Origin of the sequence: Pseudoduganella sp. OTU4001, from assembly GCF_038440195.1 — a bacterium.
Taxonomy (GTDB): domain Bacteria; phylum Pseudomonadota; class Gammaproteobacteria; order Burkholderiales; family Burkholderiaceae_D; genus Rugamonas.
Window position 1 is genome coordinate 45721 of sequence record NZ_JASATG010000011.1, and the last position, 16346, is coordinate 62066.

Annotated in this window: 17 protein-coding genes and 1 tRNA gene; all 18 read left to right on the plus strand. The window is 61.0% G+C overall.

What is annotated here, in order from left to right:
• Positions 1–4: 4 nt before the first annotated feature.
• The 18 genes from tpiA to AAHE99_RS12500 all read left to right on the plus strand — a co-directional run bounded on the left by tpiA (position 5) and on the right by AAHE99_RS12500 (position 16342).
• Positions 5–751 (plus strand): triose-phosphate isomerase, encoded by a 747-nt coding sequence (tpiA, locus tag AAHE99_RS12415; RefSeq protein ID WP_342117595.1) that lies wholly within the window; start codon positions 5–7, stop codon positions 749–751.
• Positions 752–783: 32 nt separating this feature from the next.
• Positions 784–1230 (plus strand): preprotein translocase subunit SecG, encoded by a 447-nt coding sequence (gene secG, locus AAHE99_RS12420; protein WP_342117596.1) that lies wholly within the window; start codon positions 784–786, stop codon positions 1228–1230.
• Between the two features lie 96 nt (positions 1231–1326).
• Positions 1327–1411: transfer RNA gene (locus AAHE99_RS12425), tRNA-Leu, on the plus strand.
• A gap of 142 nt (positions 1412–1553) precedes the next feature.
• Positions 1554–1913: an NADH-quinone oxidoreductase subunit A gene (locus AAHE99_RS12430; protein WP_161025933.1), complete on the plus strand. Its 360-nt coding sequence runs from the start codon at positions 1554–1556 to the stop codon at positions 1911–1913.
• Positions 1914–1916: 3 nt separating this feature from the next.
• On the plus strand, positions 1917–2393 hold the full coding sequence (locus tag AAHE99_RS12435; protein WP_028104278.1) for a NuoB/complex I 20 kDa subunit family protein: 477 nt from the start codon (positions 1917–1919) through the stop codon (positions 2391–2393).
• A 6-nt stretch (positions 2394–2399) separates the two neighbouring features.
• Positions 2400–2990: an NADH-quinone oxidoreductase subunit C gene (locus AAHE99_RS12440; RefSeq protein ID WP_342117600.1), complete on the plus strand. Its 591-nt coding sequence runs from the start codon at positions 2400–2402 to the stop codon at positions 2988–2990.
• Positions 2991–2993: 3 nt separating this feature from the next.
• Positions 2994–4247, plus strand: coding sequence for an NADH-quinone oxidoreductase subunit D (locus AAHE99_RS12445; RefSeq protein WP_342117601.1), 1254 nt, complete (start codon positions 2994–2996; stop codon positions 4245–4247).
• A gap of 9 nt (positions 4248–4256) precedes the next feature.
• Complete coding sequence (gene nuoE, locus AAHE99_RS12450) at positions 4257–4736, plus strand: NADH-quinone oxidoreductase subunit NuoE (protein WP_342117603.1); 480 nt, start codon at positions 4257–4259, stop codon at positions 4734–4736.
• Positions 4733–6031, plus strand: coding sequence for an NADH-quinone oxidoreductase subunit NuoF (gene nuoF, locus AAHE99_RS12455; RefSeq protein WP_342117605.1), 1299 nt, complete (start codon positions 4733–4735; stop codon positions 6029–6031). Before nuoE ends, nuoF begins: the two co-directional genes overlap by 4 nt.
• 12 nt (positions 6032–6043) lie before the next feature.
• Positions 6044–8371 carry an NADH-quinone oxidoreductase subunit NuoG gene (gene nuoG, locus AAHE99_RS12460; RefSeq protein ID WP_342117607.1) on the plus strand — a complete coding sequence of 776 codons (2328 nt, stop codon included), beginning with the start codon at positions 6044–6046 and terminating at the stop codon, positions 8369–8371.
• On the plus strand, positions 8371–9453 hold the full coding sequence (gene nuoH, locus AAHE99_RS12465; RefSeq protein ID WP_342117609.1) for an NADH-quinone oxidoreductase subunit NuoH: 1083 nt from the start codon (positions 8371–8373) through the stop codon (positions 9451–9453). The genes nuoG and nuoH overlap by 1 nt, the downstream gene beginning before the upstream one ends.
• Positions 9454–9468: 15 nt before the next feature.
• Positions 9469–9957 (plus strand): NADH-quinone oxidoreductase subunit NuoI, encoded by a 489-nt coding sequence (nuoI, locus tag AAHE99_RS12470; RefSeq protein ID WP_342117610.1) that lies wholly within the window; start codon positions 9469–9471, stop codon positions 9955–9957.
• An 18-nt stretch (positions 9958–9975) separates the two neighbouring features.
• Positions 9976–10608 (plus strand): NADH-quinone oxidoreductase subunit J, encoded by a 633-nt coding sequence (locus tag AAHE99_RS12475; RefSeq protein WP_342117611.1) that lies wholly within the window; start codon positions 9976–9978, stop codon positions 10606–10608.
• Positions 10605–10907 carry an NADH-quinone oxidoreductase subunit NuoK gene (gene nuoK / locus AAHE99_RS12480; RefSeq protein ID WP_057259369.1) on the plus strand — a complete coding sequence of 101 codons (303 nt, stop codon included), beginning with the start codon at positions 10605–10607 and terminating at the stop codon, positions 10905–10907. Before AAHE99_RS12475 ends, nuoK begins: the two co-directional genes overlap by 4 nt.
• Positions 10908–10939: 32 nt before the next feature.
• Positions 10940–12988, plus strand: a complete 2049-nt coding sequence (gene nuoL, locus AAHE99_RS12485) for an NADH-quinone oxidoreductase subunit L (RefSeq protein ID WP_342117613.1) — start codon at positions 10940–10942, stop codon at positions 12986–12988.
• Positions 12989–13012: 24 nt separating this feature from the next.
• Positions 13013–14521 carry an NADH-quinone oxidoreductase subunit M gene (locus AAHE99_RS12490; RefSeq protein WP_342117615.1) on the plus strand — a complete coding sequence of 503 codons (1509 nt, stop codon included), beginning with the start codon at positions 13013–13015 and terminating at the stop codon, positions 14519–14521.
• A gap of 22 nt (positions 14522–14543) precedes the next feature.
• Positions 14544–16028 (plus strand): NADH-quinone oxidoreductase subunit NuoN, encoded by a 1485-nt coding sequence (nuoN, locus tag AAHE99_RS12495; protein ID WP_342117617.1) that lies wholly within the window; start codon positions 14544–14546, stop codon positions 16026–16028.
• 11 nt (positions 16029–16039) lie between these two features.
• Positions 16040–16342 (plus strand): DUF2818 family protein, encoded by a 303-nt coding sequence (locus AAHE99_RS12500; RefSeq protein WP_342117618.1) that lies wholly within the window; start codon positions 16040–16042, stop codon positions 16340–16342.
• The last annotated feature ends 4 nt before the right edge of the window (positions 16343–16346 follow it).

The following is a 16346-nucleotide window of genomic DNA, read 5'->3' on the forward strand; positions in this document are numbered from 1 at the left end:
TGCTATGCGACGCAAACTCGTAATCGGTAACTGGAAAATGAACGGCAGCCGTGCCGCCAACACTACCCTGTTGGCAGGTATCAAGGCTGGCCTGGGTGACGCAAAGGCCGATACCGCGGTCTGCGTTCCGGCCCCGTATCTGGCACAATGCCAGACTGAACTCGAAGGCAGCGCCATTGGCTGGGGTTCGCAGGATGTGTCCGCCCATGTTTCGGGCGCCTACACCGGCGAGATTTCGGCCGCCATGCTGCTGGACTTCGGGTGCAAATTCGCTATCGTTGGCCACTCCGAGCGTCGCTCCTACCACAAGGAAACCAGCGCGCTGGTCGCGCAAAAGGCGCTGGCTGCCGTGAATGCGGGCCTGGTGCCGGTGGTTTGTGTGGGCGAGACGCTGGACGAGCGCGAAGCAGGCAAGACCGCCGATGTGGTGGGCGGGCAGTTGGACGCCGTGCTGGAGGTGCTGAGCGCCGAGCAGCTGGGCAAGATTGTGCTGGCCTATGAGCCTGTATGGGCGATTGGTACCGGCAAGACCGCTACCCCGGAAATGGCGCAGGAAGTGCACGCACTGCTGCGCGCCCGGGTGGCGCAGAAGGATGCGGCGGCAGCCGCCGGCATGCAGATCCTGTATGGCGGCAGCATGAAGCCGGAAAACGCCAGGGAATTGATGGCCCAAGCCGATATCGACGGCGGCCTGATTGGCGGTGCGGCGCTGAAGGCGGGGGACTTCCTGGCCATCATCGCAGCTGCGTAAGTTGTAATTTCTTTAATTGAGAATGGAATAACATGAACACTTTGTTCAATCTGGTTATCGTAGTACAGGTCATTTCCGCCGTGGCGATCATCGGCCTGGTGCTGCTGCAGCACGGTAAGGGCGCCGACATGGGCGCGGCTTTCGGTTCCGGCGCTTCCGGCAGCCTGTTCGGCGCCTCCGGCTCCTCGAACTTCCTGTCCAAGTCCACCGCGCTGGCCGCTGCGATCTTCTTCGCCGCCACCCTGGGCCTGTCGGTCCTGGCCAGCAAGGGCAACGTTTCCTCCGGCGCCGGCGTGATGGATAACGCCAAGGCCCCGGTGCCAGCCGTCGTGGAAGGCGCTGCCGCCATCCCTTCGGCCGCTCCGGCTCCAGCCGCCGCTACCCCGACCCCAGCCCCAGTGGAAGCTGCCCCGGCAGCCGCCGCACCGGCAGCGTCGGCGCCAGCGGCTGCGGCTCCTGCCGCGTCGCCTGCGAAGTAAAACTGGCAATTTTAAAATTTTTGCCGCTTTTCTTCTTGATTATGCGCAATGTGCATTAACAAAGGCGTGATCAGCGTGTAGAATAGCGGCCTTAATGCCGACGTGGTGAAATTGGTAGACACGCTATCTTGAGGGGGTAGTGGCGCAAGCTGTACGAGTTCGAGTCTCGTCGTCGGCACCAAGCAAAAAATTAAAGAGCCAGCAGGTCGTATGAATGTGAAATTCATGGCTTAGCTGGTTTTTTTACGAGGATGTGTCGTTTGATCCTGGTCTCAGCTTTACATGATTGGGGTCGAGCGTAATTCAACTAAAGCTTACCAATCGTGAACCTCGAAAATTACTTCCCCGTTCTTCTTTTCCTGCTCGTCGGCCTCGGTGTCGGCGTAGTCCCGCAAGTGCTGGGCCATATCCTGGGCCCGAACAAGCCTGATGCGGCGAAATTGTCCCCTTACGAGTGCGGCTTCGAAGCCTTCGAAGACGCGCGAATGAAATTCGACGTGCGTTACTACCTCGTCGCGATTTTGTTCATTTTGTTCGACCTTGAAACTGCATTCTTCTTCCCATGGGGCGTCTCCATGCGTGAACTGGGCTGGCAGGGTTACGTGACGATGATGGTGTTCATCGCCGAATTCGTGGTCGGTTTTTGGTATATCTGGAAGAAAGGTGCCCTTGATTGGGAATAAGCCATGTCTATTGAAGGCGTATTTAACGAAGGCTTCATCACCACTACCTTTGACACGGTAATCAACTGGGCGCGTACGGGTTCGATGTACCCGATGACGTTCGGTCTGGCTTGCTGTGCAGTGGAGATGATGCATGCTGGTGCGGCCCGTTACGACCTGGAGCGTTTCGGTTTCATGTTCCGTCCGTCGCCACGTCAATCCGACGTGATGATCGTGGCCGGCACCCTGTGCAACAAGATGGCTCCGGCGCTGCGCAAGGTCTACGACCAGATGCCAGACCCACGCTGGGTGATCTCGATGGGTTCCTGCGCCAACGGCGGCGGTTACTACCACTACTCGTACTCCGTGGTGCGTGGTTGCGACCGTATCGTGCCGGTGGACGTGTATGTCCCAGGCTGCCCGCCGACCGCAGAAGCACTGCTGTACGGCATCCTGCAGCTGCATAACAAGATCAAGAAGACCAACACGATCGCGCGCTAAGACCACATGAACACACATCTGCAAACACTGGTCACCGCCCTCGAGCAAAAGCTGGGCGAGCGGGCCTCTCTCGTTGTCGCGCTGGGCGAGGTGACGATTACAGTCAAATCTGGGGACTACTACCAGGTAATGCAAGAGCTGCGCGACGACGCAGCTTTGCGCTTTGATACGCTGATCGACTTGTGCGGCGTCGACTACTCGACCTACGGTGAAGGCACCTGGGACGGCCTGCGCTTCGCGGCCGTGACCCACCTGCTGTCCGTGGAGAAGAACTGGCGCCTGCGCGTGCGCGTCTTCGCGTCCGACGACGAAATGCCGATCGTGGCCTCCGTGACCCCGATCTGGCGCGCCGCCAACTGGTTCGAGCGCGAGGCGTTCGACCTGTACGGCATCATCTTCGAAGGCCACAACGACCTGCGCCGCATTCTGACCGACTACGGCTTCATCGGCCACCCGTTCCGCAAGGACTTCCCGGTCTCCGGCTACGTGGAAATGCGCTACGACGCGGAACAGAAGCGCGTGGTGTACCAGCCTGTGACCATCGAGCCGCGCGAAAACGTGCCGCGCGTGATCCGCGAAGAAAACTACGGGAAGTAAGAAATGGCTGAAATTAAGAATTACACCCTGAACTTTGGTCCTCAGCACCCTGCAGCGCACGGCGTGCTGCGTCTGGTGCTGGAGCTGGACGGTGAGGTGATCCAGCGCGCCGACCCGCATATCGGCCTGCTGCACCGCGCCACCGAGAAGCTGGCCGAGCAGAAGACCTACCTGCAATCCGTGCCGTACATGGACCGCCTGGACTATGTGTCCATGATGTCCAACGAGCACGCCTACGTGATGGCGATCGAGAAGCTGCTGGGCTTGGAAGTGCCGGTACGCGCGCAGTACATCCGCGTGATGTTCGACGAGATCACCCGCCTGCTGAACCACCTGCTGTGGCTGGGCGCGCACGCGCTGGACGTGGGCGCCATGGGCCCGTTCCTGTACGCCTTCCGCGACCGCGAAGACCTGATGGACTGCTACGAAGCCGTGTCCGGCGCGCGTATGCACGCGGCTTACTACCGTCCGGGCGGCGTGTATCGCGACCTGCCGGACTCCATGCCGCAGTACAAGGCATCGCTGATCCGCAACGCGAAAGCGCTGGCCGAGCGTAACGAAAACCGCCAGGGTTCGCTGCTGGACTTCATCGAAGACTTCACCAAGCGCTTCCCGACCTACGTCGACGAATACGAAACCCTGCTGACCGACAACCGTATCTGGAAACAGCGTACCGTCGGCATCGGCGTCGTGTCCCCTGAGGACGCGATGGCGATGGGCTTCACCGGCGCCATGCTGCGCGGTTCGGGCATCGCCTGGGACGTGCGCAAGAAGCAGCCGTACGAGGTGTACGACAAGATGGACTTCGACATCCCGGTCGGCACCAACGGCGACTCCTACGACCGCTACCTGGTACGTATCGAAGAGATGCGCCAGTCCAACCGCATCATCAAGCAATGCGTGGCCTGGCTGAAGGCGAACCCGGGTCCTGTCATGACCAGCAACCGCAAGGTGGCGCCGCCATCGCGCGTGGACATGAAGACCAATATGGAATCGCTGATCCACCACTTCAAGCTGTTCACCGAAGGCTTCCACGTACCGGAAGGCGAGGCTTACAGCGCGGTGGAGCACCCGAAAGGCGAATTCGGTATCTACCTGATCTCCGATGGCGCCAACAAGCCATACCGTATGAAGATCCGCGCACCGGGCTTTGCCCACCTGCAGGGTCTGGACGAAATGTCGCGCGGCCACATGATCGCCGACGCCGTGACCATCATCGGTACCCAGGACATCGTTTTCGGTGAAATCGACCGCTAAGGGCTAGAAATGCTGTTATCCCAAGAATGCTATAAAAAAATCGACCGCGAGCTGGCCAAGTATCCGGCCGACCAGCGCCAGTCGGCCGTGATGGCCGCGCTGGCCCACGCCCAGGTGGAACTGGGCTGGGTTTCGCCAGAAGTGATGAAGGAACTGGCTGACTACATCCGCATGCCGGCCATCGCCGTGCAGGAAGTCGCGACCTTCTACAACATGTACAACCTGAAGCCGGTCGGCAAGCACAAGATCACCGTGTGCACCAACCTGCCATGCGCACTGTCGGGCGGCGTGAAGGCGGCCGAGCACCTGAAGGCCAAGTTCGGCATCGACTTCCGCGGCACCACCGAAGACGGTGAGTTCACCCTGATGGAAGGCGAGTGCATGGGCGCCTGCGGCGACGCACCGGTCATCCTGGTGAACAACCACCGCATGTGCTCCCACATGAGCAACGACAAACTGGACGCCCTCGTGGAGGAACTGAAGAAATGACCTGCCTGCACGACCGTCACATCAATCCGCTGATCCTGAAAGACCTGAACGGCGACAACTGGCACCTGGCCGACTACGTGAAGCGTGGCGGCTATTCGGCGCTGCGCAAGATCCTGGAAGAGAAGATCCCGCAAGAGCAGATCATCGCCGACCTGAAGACCTCCGGCCTGCGCGGCCGCGGCGGTGCGGGTTTCCCGACCGGCCTGAAATGGTCCTTCATGCCGCGCCAGTTCCCTGGCCAGAAATACCTCGTCTGCAACACCGACGAAGGCGAACCGGGCACCTTCAAGGACCGCGACATCATCCGCTACAACCCGCACGCACTAATCGAAGGCATGGCCATCGGCGCGTACGCGATGGGCATCACCGTGGGCTACAACTATATCCACGGCGAGATCTTCCAGGACTACCTGCGCTTTGAAGAAGCGCTGGAAGAGGCGCGCGCCGCCGGCTTCCTGGGCGACAAGATCATGGGTTCGGACTTCAGCTTCCAGCTGCACGCGCACCACGGTTACGGCGCCTACATCTGCGGCGAAGAAACCGCGCTGCTGGAGTCGCTGGAAGGCAAGAAGGGCCAGCCGCGCTTCAAGCCGCCGTTCCCTGCGTCGTTCGGCCTGTACGGCAAGCCGACCACCATCAACAACACCGAGACCTTCGCGGCCGTCCCGTTCATCCTGAACATGGGCGCCGAGAACTATCTGGCACTGGGCAAGCCAAACAACGGCGGCACCAAGATCTTCTCGATCTCGGGCGACGTTGAGCGTCCAGGCAACTACGAAGTCCCACTGGGCACCCCGTTCGCCAAGCTGATGGAGCTGGCCGGCGGTATGCGCGGCGGCAAAAAGATCAAGGCTGTGATCCCTGGCGGTTCGTCCGCCCCGGTGATTCGCGGCGAGATCATGATGCAGACCGACCTCGATTACGATTCGATCGCCAAAGCCGGCTCCATGCTGGGTTCGGGCGCCGTGATCGTGATGGACGAGACGCGCTGCATGGTGAAAGCCCTGGAACGCCTGGCCTACTTCTACTACGAAGAGTCCTGCGGCCAGTGCACTCCGTGCCGTGAAGGCACCGGCTGGATGTACCGCATGATCCACCGTATCGAAAACGGCCAGGGCCGTGCTTCGGACCTGGACATGCTGAACTCCATCGCCGACAACATCCAGGGCCGCACCATCTGCGCGCTGGGCGATGCTGCCGCTATGCCGGTACGCGCCTTCGTCAAGCAGTTCCGCGAAGAATTTGAATATCACGTCGAACACAAGCACTGCCTGGTGCCTGTTTCGGCTTACTAAGCTGCGATTATCATGGTTGAAATCGAAATTGACGGCAAAAAGGTAGAAGTCCCTGCGGGTAGCATGGTGATGGACGCCGCCAACAAGCTGGGTACCTACATCCCGCACTTCTGCTATCACAAGAAATTGTCGATCGCTGCGAACTGCCGTATGTGCCTGGTCGAAGTGGAGAAGGCGCCTAAGCCTCTGCCAGCATGCGCCACGCCGGTATCGGCTGGCATGGTCGTGAAGTCCGCCTCCGACAAGGCTGTGCAAGCACAGAAGTCGGTGATGGAATTCCTGCTGATTAACCACCCGCTGGATTGCCCAATCTGCGACCAGGGCGGCGAATGCCAGCTGCAGGATCTGGCAGTCGGCTACGGCAAGATGGAATCCCGCTACGAAGAAGAGAAGCGCGTTGTGCCTCCGAAGGCCGGCTCCTCGCTGGTGGCGATGGAAGAGATGTCGCGCTGCATCCACTGCACCCGTTGCGTGCGTTTCGGCCAGGAAGTGGCCGGCGTGATGGAACTGGGCATGCTGGGCCGCGGCGAGCATTCCGAGATCACCACCTTCGTTGGCGAAGCGGTGAACTCCGAAATGTCGGGCAATATGATCGACCTGTGCCCAGTCGGCGCACTGACCTCGCGTCCATTCCGCTACAGCGCCCGTACCTGGGAACTGTCGCGCCGCAAATCGGTCTCCCCGCACGACTCCACCGGCGCGAACCTGATCGTGCAAGTGAAGCAGGGCTCCGTGAAGCGTGTGCTGCCGTTCGAGAACGACGACGTCAACGAGTGCTGGATTTCCGACAAGGACCGCTACTCCTACGAGGCGCTGGACAGCGCCGAGCGCCTGACCAAGCCAATGCTGAAGCAGGGCGGCGAGTGGAAAGAAGTTGATTGGCAAGTCGCTCTGGAATACGTGGCGCACGGCCTGAAGAACATCAAGCACGAACACGGCGCCGACTCGCTGGCCGCTTACGCGACCGCGCATTCGACCGTGGAAGAACTGGCCCTGCTGAAGAAGCTGATGCACGGCGTGGGTTCGGAGAACGTGGACTTCCGTCTGCGCCAGTCCGACTTCGCGCTGGACGGCGAAGTGAAGCCTTGGCTGGGCATGCCGATTGCCGAACTGTCGCACCTGCAGCGCGTATTCGTGATCGGTTCCTTCCTGCGTAAGGACCACCCGCTGTTCGCGACCCGCATCCGCGCGGCCGTGAAAGCTGGCGGCAAGCTGTCCGTGCTGCACGCGTCCAACGACGAAAACCTGATCACCACCGCCAACAAGATCATCGCTGCGCCGTCCGACTGGCTGGCCGCGCTGTCCGGCGTTGTTGCCGCTGTCGCCAAAGCCAAGGGCGTTGCCGCTCCGGCCGGCTTCGAAGGCGTGGTTGCTTCCGCTGAAGCGGAAGCCATCGCTGAATCGCTGGTCGGCGGCGAGCGCAAGGCCGTGTTCCTGGGTAACGCCGCCGTGGCGCATCCGGAGGCGTCCAAGCTGCACGCTGCTGCGCAGTGGATCGCAGAACAGACCGGCGCCAAGCTGGGCTACCTGACCGAAGCAGCCAACACCGTTGGCGGCTACCTGGTCGGCGCTACCGCGAAGAACGCCGCTCCGGCCTTCTCCGCACCGAAGAAGGCTTACGTCCTGCTGAACGCCGAGCCAGAACTCGACGCAGCCAACCCGCAAGCGGCCAAGGCTGCACTGAACGCCGCCGAAATGGTGGTGGTGATGTCCGCCTTCAAGCACGGCGCCGACTACGCCGACGTGCTGCTGCCGATCGCTCCGTTCGCCGAGACTTCCGGCTCCTTCGTCAACGCCGAAGGCCGCCTGCAGTCGTTCAACGGCACCGTCAAGCCAATGGGCGACGCCCGTCCGGCCTGGAAAGTGCTGCGCGTCCTGGGTAACATCCTGGGCCTGGGCGGCTTCGACTACGAAACTTCGGAATCGATCCGCGACGAACTGTTCGAAAAAGGCGCCGACCTGTCGGCCAAGCTGTCGAACGTATCGCGCAAAGCTGCCGTTGCCGGCGTGCCGTTCGCGGTGCAAGGCCTGCAGCGTATCGCCGACGTGCCGATCTACTTCGCCGACGCCCTGGCGCGCCGTTCCGGCCCGCTGCTGGCGACCGCCGACGCAGCCGCGCCGAAAGCGCACCTGTCCAGCGCCGCTGCACAGCAGATCGGTGTCAAGGCTGGCGACAAGGTCGAAGTGAAGCAGGGCTCCGGCTTTGCGATCCTGGAAGCCACCATCGACGCCGGCCTGCCAGCGAACGTGGTGCGCGTGTCTGCCGCACACGCATCGACCTCGATGCTGGGCGCGATGTTCGGTGAAATCACCGTTGCCAAAGCAGGGGAGGGCAAGTAATGGCTCTGCCAGAAATGATTGATTCGATTAAAGCGATGGGCGAGGCCAACCTCGGCACCTTCTGGCCGTTCGTCTGGACCATGGCCAAGATCCTGTGCGTGACCCTGCCCCTGATGGGCCTGGTCGCCTACCTGACCCTGTGGGAGCGTAAGCTGCTGGGCTGGATCCAGATCCGTATCGGCCCGAACCGCGTAGGCCCGAACGGCCTGCTGCAGCCGATCGCCGACGCGCTGAAACTGCTGTTTAAAGAGATCATCGTCCCGACCAAGTCGAACAAGTCCCTGTTCTTCATCGGTCCTGTGATGACCATCATGCCGGCGCTGGCTTGCTGGGCGGTGGTGCCGTTCGCCCCGGGCGCTGCCCTGGCCGACGTCAACGCCGGCCTGCTGCTGATCATGGCAATCGCCTCGATGGAGGTGTACGGCATCATCATCGCCGGCTGGTCCGCCAACTCGAAGTACTCCTTCATGGGCGCGATGCGTGCATCGGCACAGATGGTGTCCTACGAAATCGCGATGGGCTTCTGCCTGGTGATCGTACTGATGGTGGCGGGTTCCCTGAACCTGTCCGAGATCGTCGCCGGCCAGCAGAAGGGCATGATGGCCGACATGGGCCTGAACCTGTTCTCCTGGAACTGGCTGCCGCTGCTGCCGATCTTCGTGGTCTACCTGGTGTCCGGCCTGGCCGAATGCAACCGCCACCCGTTCGACGTGGTGGAAGGCGAGTCCGAGATCGTCGGCGGCCACATGGTCGAATACGGCGGCATGGCTTACGCCATGTTCTTCCTGGCGGAATACGCCAACATGATCCTGATCGGCCTGCTGGCATCGATCATGTTCCTGGGGGGCTGGTCCGCTCCGATCGCAGCGCTGGAAATCGGCGGTGTGTTCGGCGGCTTCTTCTGGCTGTTCATCAAGACCTTCTTCATCGTATCGCTGTTCATCTGGACGCGTGGCACCTTCCCACGCTACCGCTATGACCAGATCATGCGTTTGGGCTGGAAAGTGTTCATCCCACTGACCCTGGTGTACCTGGTGTTCGTGGCGACCTGGATGCAGACCTCCTGGAATATTTGGAAGTAAGAGAGCGAATACGAAATGGACCGATTGAAAGACTTCTTCGGCAGCTTCATGCTGACCGAACTGTTCAAGGGGATGGCGCTGACCGGCAAATACATGTTTGCCAAGAAGATCACCGTCCAGTTCCCGGAAGAGAAGACCCCGATCTCGCCGCGTTTCCGCGGCCTGCACGCCCTGCGCCGTTATCCGAACGGCGAAGAGCGCTGCATCGCCTGCAAACTGTGCGAAGCAGTTTGCCCGGCGATGGCGATCACCATCGAGTCGGAGCAGCGTGACGACGGCAGCCGCCGTACCACCCGCTACGACATCGACCTGACCAAGTGCATCTTCTGCGGCTTCTGCGAAGAATCCTGCCCGGTGGACTCGATCGTCGAGACGCACGTACTGGAATACCACGGCGAAAAGCGCGGTGACCTGTACTACACCAAGGAAATGCTGCTGGCCGTGGGCGACCGCTACGAAGCGGAAATCGCGGCCAACCGCGAAGCCGACGCCAAGTACCGCTGATCGCCGAGGTTAAAGATAATGAACTTCACTAATATCCTGTTCTACGTGTTCGCTGCCATCCTGGTGCTGGCATCGCTGCGCGTTATCACTGCACGCAATCCGGTGCAAGCTGCGCTGTTCCTGGTGCTGGCCTTCTTCCAGGCGGCCGGCATCTGGATGCTGCTGAAAGCTGAATTCCTGTCCATCGTGCTGGTGCTGGTGTACGTCGGCGCCGTCATGGTCCTGTTCCTGTTCGTCGTGATGATGATCGACATCGACCTCGACAAGCTGCGTGCGGGCTTCTGGAATTACCTGCCGGTGGCTGCCGTCGTCGGCGGCGTGATCGTGGTGGAAATGGCTGCCGTCATCTGGCGCGCCTTCCCATCGACCGGCACCGCGGTTCCTGCAGCGGCCAACACCATCGGCCAGACCAAGGCCCTCGGCCTGAAGATCTACACCGAGTACATCTACGCGTTTGAAATCGCGGCGGTGGTACTGCTGGTGGCGATCGTGGCTGCCGTGGCACTGACCCTGCGCAAGCGCAAAGACACCAAGTTCTTCGACCCGGCAGAAGCTGTCCGCGTCAAGCGTAACGACCGCCTGAAGATCGTGAAGATGGACGCTACCGTCCACGCTCCGGTCGCCGCTGCGGAAACCAAGGAGGCACCATGACTTTATCCTCGGTACTGATCCTGGGCGCGATCCTGTTCGCGATCTCGATCGTCGGTATTTTCCTGAACCGCAAGAACGTCATCGTCCTGCTGATGGCCATCGAACTGATGCTGCTGGCAGTGAACATGAACTTCATCGCGTTCTCGCACTACCTGGGCGACGCGGCCGGGCAGATCTTCGTCTTCTTCATCCTGACCGTGGCGGCTGCCGAATCGGCAATCGGCCTCGCGATCCTGGTGGTGATGTTCCGTAACCTGGACACCATCAACGTGGAAGACCTGGACAGCCTCAAAGGCTAAGTTAAATCCTCGAATAATAGATAAGGTAAATCATGACGGGGCAACTTAACCCAACCCTCCTTCTGGCCGTTCCGCTGGCGCCGCTGGCAGGTTCCGCAATCGCGGGCCTGCTGGGCACCAAGTTCTTCGGCAATGTCGTCGGCCGCAAGGTGTCGCATACCGCGACCATCCTGGGCGTGCTGATCGCTTTCCTGATCTCGTTCCAGACCCTGCTGCAGGTGATGGATGGCGCCACCTTCAACGGTGACGTCTACCGCTGGATGACCGTGGCCGGCGTCAAGCTGGCGGTCGGCTTCCAGATCGACACGCTGACCGCGATGATGATGAACGTGGTGACGTTCGTGTCGCTGATGGTGCACATCTACACCATCGGCTACATGGCGGAAGATGAAGGCTACAACCGCTTCTTCTCCTACATCTCGCTGTTCACCTTCTCGATGCTGATGCTGGTGATGTCCAACAACTTCCTGCAGCTGTTCTTCGGCTGGGAAGCTGTGGGCCTGGTGTCCTACCTGCTGATCGGTTTCTGGTACACCCGCCCGACCGCCATTTTCGCCAACATGAAGGCCTTCCTGGTCAACCGTGTGGGTGACTTCGGCTTCATCCTGGGCATTGGCCTGATCCTGGCTTACACCGGTTCCATGGACTACCAGGAAGTGTTCGCCAAGAAGGACGCGCTGATCAACGGTACCCTGCCGGGCACCGACTGGGCGCTGATCTCGGTGGCCTGTATCTGCCTGTTCATCGGCGCGATGGGCAAGTCGGCGCAGTTCCCGCTGCACGTCTGGCTGCCTGACTCGATGGAAGGCCCGACCCCGATCTCGGCACTGATCCACGCTGCAACCATGGTTACCGCCGGTATCTTCATGGTGACCCGCATGTCGCCGCTGTTCGAAATGTCGGATGCTGCGCTGTCCGTGATCCTGGTGGTGGGTTCGATCACCGCGCTGTTCATGGGCTTCATGGGCATCATCCAGAACGACATCAAGCGCGTGGTGGCTTACTCGACCCTGTCGCAGCTGGGCTACATGACCGTGGCGCTGGGCGCCTCCGCTTACTCGGTGGCCGTGTTCCACCTGATGACCCACGCGTTCTTCAAGGCGCTGCTGTTCCTTGGCGCCGGCGCCGTCATCATGGCGATGCACCACGACCAGGACATCCGCAATATGGGCGGCCTGAAGAAGTACCTGAAGATCATCTGGATCACCTCGCTGCTGGGCTCCCTGGCGCTGATCGGTACCCCAGGCTTATCCGGCTTCTACTCGAAGGACATGATCATCGAAGCGGTGCACGCGACCCATATCCCGGGCGCTGGCTTTGCCAACTTCGCTGTGCTGGCAGGCGTGTTCGTGACCGCGTTCTATTCCTTCCGTATGTACTTCCTGGTGTTCCACGGTCCGGAAAACTTCGGCAAGGAGCATCACCACGACCACGCGTCGCACCATGCTGACGAAGGCGAAGAAGACGACCACGGCCACCACGGCCTGGCGCCAGGCGAGAAGCCGCATTCGCCAGGCCTGGTAGTGACCCTGCCGCTGATCCTGCTGGCTATCCCGTCGGTCCTGATCGGCGCGATCGCGATCCAGCCGATGCTGTTCGGCGATTTCTTCAAGGGCGTGATCTTCGTCGGTGAAAACCACGGCGCAATGGAAGCACTGCACCACCACTTCCACGACTGGCTGAGCATGGCCCTGCACTCGGTGCAGACCGCGCCTCTGTGGCTGGCTGTCGCCGGTGTGGCCACCGCGTACTACTGCTACATGGTCAACCCGAAGGTGCCGGAAGCCTTCTACAAGACCCTGAAGCCGCTGCACACCCTGCTGGACAACAAGTACTACATGGACAAGTTCAACGAGGCTGTCTTTGCCCGCGGCGCACGCCTGCTGGGCGAGGGCCTGTGGAGCGCGGGCGACCGCACCATCATCGATGGCTTGTTCGTGAACGGTTCCGCGAAAGTGGTGGGCTGGTTCTCCGGCATCACCCGCGTGTTCCAGACCGGCTACATCTATCACTACGCCTTCGTGATGATCATCGGTATCCTGGGCTTCCTGGTGTACTTCCTGCCGTTTTGGCACGCTTAACAGCTGACGCAAAAGAGATAACAAATGCAGTCAACGACTAATCTTTCTACTTACCTGAGCCTGTCGATCTGGGTGCCGATCGTCTTCGGCCTGATCGTGCTGGCCATCGGCCGCGATTCGCGTGCCGGCATGGTGCGTGTGCTGTCGCTGGTGGGCGCGCTGGTCTCGCTGGTGCCGACCATCCCGCTGTTCACCCAGTTCGACAAAGCTGCCCACGGCATGCAATTCGTGGAGAAGGCTCCATGGATCGAACGCTTCAACATCTTCTACTCGCTGGGTATTGACGGCCTGTCGATGTGGTTCATCCCCCTGACCGCCTTCATCACCATCATCGTGGTGATATCGGCGTGGGAAGTGATCACCGAGCGCGTGGCGGAATACATGGGCGCGTTCCTGATGCTGTCCGGCCTGATGATCGGCGTATTCGCCGCCACCGACGGCCTGCTGTTCTACTTCTTCTTCGAAGCGACCCTGATCCCGATGTACATCATCATCGGCGTGTGGGGCGGCCAGAACCGCATCTACGCAGCGTTCAAGTTCTTCCTCTACACCTTCTTCGGCTCGCTGCTGACGCTGGTTGCCATCATCTACCTGTACAACAAGTCCGGTAGCTGGGACATCCTGGCGTGGCACAAGCTGCCGCTGACGCTGAAAGAGCAGACCCTGATCTTCTTCGCCTTCTTCATGGCCTTCGCCGTGAAGGTGCCGATGTTCCCAGTCCACACCTGGCTGCCGGACGTGCACGTGGAAGCGCCGACCGGCGGTTCCGCCGTGCTGGCCGCGATCATGCTGAAGCTGGGTGCTTACGGCTTCCTGCGATTCTCCATGCCGATCGCGCCTGACGCGTCGCGCGAATACGCCTGGTTCATCATCGGCCTGTCGCTGATCGCTGTGATCTACATCGGCCTGGTGGCCCTGGTGCAGAAAGACATGAAGAAACTGGTGGCGTATTCGTCCATCGCGCACATGGGCTTCGTGACCCTGGGCCTCTTCATGTTCAACGACATGTCGGTGCAGGGCGGTATCGTGCAGATGGTGTCGCACGGCTTCATCTCCGGCGCCATGTTCCTGTGCATCGGCGTGCTGTATGACCGCATGCACTCGCGCCAGATCGCCGACTACGGTGGCGTCGTGAACAAGATGCCTAAGTTCGCCGCACTGTTCATCCTGTTCTCCATGGCCAACTGCGGCCTGCCAGCCACCTCCGGCTTCGTGGGCGAGTTCATGGTGATCCTGGGCGCCGTGCAGTTCAACTTCGTGACCGGTATCGCGGCGGCGACCGCCCTGATCTTCGGCGCGGCTTACTCCCTGTGGATGGCCAAGCGCGTGATCTTCGGCGCCATCACCAACCCGCACGTGGAAGAACTGACCGACGTCAACAATCGCGAGTTCCTGATGCTGGGCATCCTGGCAATCGCCGTACTGTATATGGGCCTGTACCCAGCCCCATTTACCGACGTGATGCAAGTATCCGTGGCCGACCTGCTGGCGCATGTCGCCCAGAGCAAGCTGCCAGCCGTTGTGGCCCCTTGATAGCAGATAGGACCAAGTTTTCATGAATACCACTAACCTGATCCCGCTCTACGCAGAAGTCTTTCTGCTGATCGCCGCTTCGGCGATCCTGCTGATCGACATGTTCCTGGACCAGAGCAAACGTGCGGTCACTTACATGCTGTCGCTGGCCGCACTGGCCGGCGCCGCAGTGTTCAGCTTTGGCGATTACAGCCAGGGCACGACCGTGTACGCGTTCTCGAACATGTTCATCAGCGACCCGATGGGTAACCTGCTGAAGCTGTTCTCCTACCTGACCATGGGCATGACCCTGGTGTATGCCCGCCAATATTCCACCGACCGTGGCATGTTGGGCGGTAACCTGGGCGGCGAGTTCTACGTCCTGGCGCTGTTCTCCATGCTGGGCCAGATGGTGATGATCTCGGCTAACAGCTTCCTGTCCATCTACCTGGGCCTGGAACTGATGTCGCTGTCGCTGTACGCCCTGGTGGCCCTGCGCCGCGACGACGCACGTGCGACCGAAGCTGCGATGAAGTATTTCATCCTGGGCGCGCTGGCTTCCGGCTTCCTGCTGTACGGCATGTCGATGCTGTACGGCGCCACCGGCTCGCTGGAAATCGGCGAAGTGGCCAAGAAGATCGGCTCCGGCACCCTGGACAAGTCGATCCTGACCTTCGGCCTGGTGTTCGTGGTGGCCGGCCTGGCCTTCAAGCTGGGCGCCGTGCCGTTCCACATGTGGGTACCGGACGTCTACCAGGGCGCGCCGACCGGCGTGACCCTGCTGCTGGGCGGCGCACCGAAGCTGGCGACCTTCGCCATCTGCGTGCGCCTGCTGGTGGAAGGCATGCTGCCAATGGCATTCGACTGGCAGGAAATGCTGATGATCCTGGCGGTGCTGTCGCTGGCCATCGGTAACCTGACCGCGATCGCCCAGACTAACCTGAAGCGTATGCTGGCTTACTCCACCATCGCTCAGATGGGCTTCGTGCTGCTCGGCCTGATGGCCGGCGTGGTGGGCCAATCGCAGGCCAACGCCGCTGCCGCTTACTCGGCTGCCATGTACTACGCCATCACCTACGTGATGACCACCGTCGGCTCCTTCGGCCTGATCATGGTCCTGGCGCGCCAGGGCTTCGAAGCGGAAGAGATCGACGACTTCAAGGGCCTGTCCAAGCGCAGCCCAGGCTACGCGCTGCTGATGTCCGTGCTGATGTTCTCGCTGGCCGGCGTGCCTCCGATGATGGGCTTCGCGGCCAAGTTCGCGGTGCTGCAGTCGGTGCTGACCACCGGCGCCGTGTGGCTGACCGTGTTCGCCGTGATGTTCTCGCTGGTGGGCGCGTTCTACTACATCCGCATCGTGAAGGTCATGTGGTTCGACGAAGCGACCGATACCGCTCCGCTGTCGGTTGCCAGCGACAAGGGCCTGGTACTGGCACTGAACGGCCTGGCCGTTGTGGTGCTGGGTATGATCCCCGGTCCGCTGCTGAACGCCTGCATGTCGGCGATCTCCAAGACCCTGGCTTCCTGATCGCCCGATCGATGGACGTCAATGCATCATCCTGGCTGGTCATCCTGCTCGCAGTGGTGGCCGCCAACCTGCCTTTCCTGAACGAGAAGGTGTTTGCCCTGGTTCCCCTGAAAGCCGCCAAGAAGCCATTCCTGGTGCGGCTGGGGGAGCTGGCGGTGCTGTATGTCGTCGTTGGCGGCATCGGCATGGCCCTCGAATCCCGCATCGGCACCGCGTTTCCACAGAACTGGGAGTTCTACTGGGTCGCGGCGTTCGCATTCCTGGTATTTGCATTCCCTGGCTTCGTGGTACGCTACCTGCGTAAACACCACTAAAACC

Excerpts from the sequence above, each read along its gene's own strand:
- tpiA (WP_342117595.1), top strand. The coding sequence starts at position 5 with ATGCGACGCAAACTCGTAATCGGTAACTGGAAAATGAACGGCAGCCGT.
- secG (WP_342117596.1), top strand. The coding sequence starts at position 784 with ATGAACACTTTGTTCAATCTGGTTATCGTAGTACAGGTCATTTCCGCC.
- AAHE99_RS12435 (WP_028104278.1), top strand. The coding sequence starts at position 1,917 with ATGTCTATTGAAGGCGTATTTAACGAAGGCTTCATCACCACTACCTTT.
- AAHE99_RS12440 (WP_342117600.1), top strand. The coding sequence starts at position 2,400 with ATGAACACACATCTGCAAACACTGGTCACCGCCCTCGAGCAAAAGCTG.
- AAHE99_RS12445 (WP_342117601.1), top strand. The coding sequence starts at position 2,994 with ATGGCTGAAATTAAGAATTACACCCTGAACTTTGGTCCTCAGCACCCT.
- nuoE (WP_342117603.1), top strand. The coding sequence starts at position 4,257 with ATGCTGTTATCCCAAGAATGCTATAAAAAAATCGACCGCGAGCTGGCC.
- nuoF (WP_342117605.1), top strand. The coding sequence starts at position 4,733 with ATGACCTGCCTGCACGACCGTCACATCAATCCGCTGATCCTGAAAGAC.
- nuoG (WP_342117607.1), top strand. The coding sequence starts at position 6,044 with ATGGTTGAAATCGAAATTGACGGCAAAAAGGTAGAAGTCCCTGCGGGT.
- nuoH (WP_342117609.1), top strand. The coding sequence starts at position 8,371 with ATGGCTCTGCCAGAAATGATTGATTCGATTAAAGCGATGGGCGAGGCC.
- nuoI (WP_342117610.1), top strand. The coding sequence starts at position 9,469 with ATGGACCGATTGAAAGACTTCTTCGGCAGCTTCATGCTGACCGAACTG.
- AAHE99_RS12475 (WP_342117611.1), top strand. The coding sequence starts at position 9,976 with ATGAACTTCACTAATATCCTGTTCTACGTGTTCGCTGCCATCCTGGTG.
- nuoK (WP_057259369.1), top strand. The coding sequence starts at position 10,605 with ATGACTTTATCCTCGGTACTGATCCTGGGCGCGATCCTGTTCGCGATC.
- nuoL (WP_342117613.1), top strand. The coding sequence starts at position 10,940 with ATGACGGGGCAACTTAACCCAACCCTCCTTCTGGCCGTTCCGCTGGCG.
- AAHE99_RS12490 (WP_342117615.1), top strand. The coding sequence starts at position 13,013 with ATGCAGTCAACGACTAATCTTTCTACTTACCTGAGCCTGTCGATCTGG.
- nuoN (WP_342117617.1), top strand. The coding sequence starts at position 14,544 with ATGAATACCACTAACCTGATCCCGCTCTACGCAGAAGTCTTTCTGCTG.
- AAHE99_RS12500 (WP_342117618.1), top strand. The coding sequence starts at position 16,040 with ATGGACGTCAATGCATCATCCTGGCTGGTCATCCTGCTCGCAGTGGTG.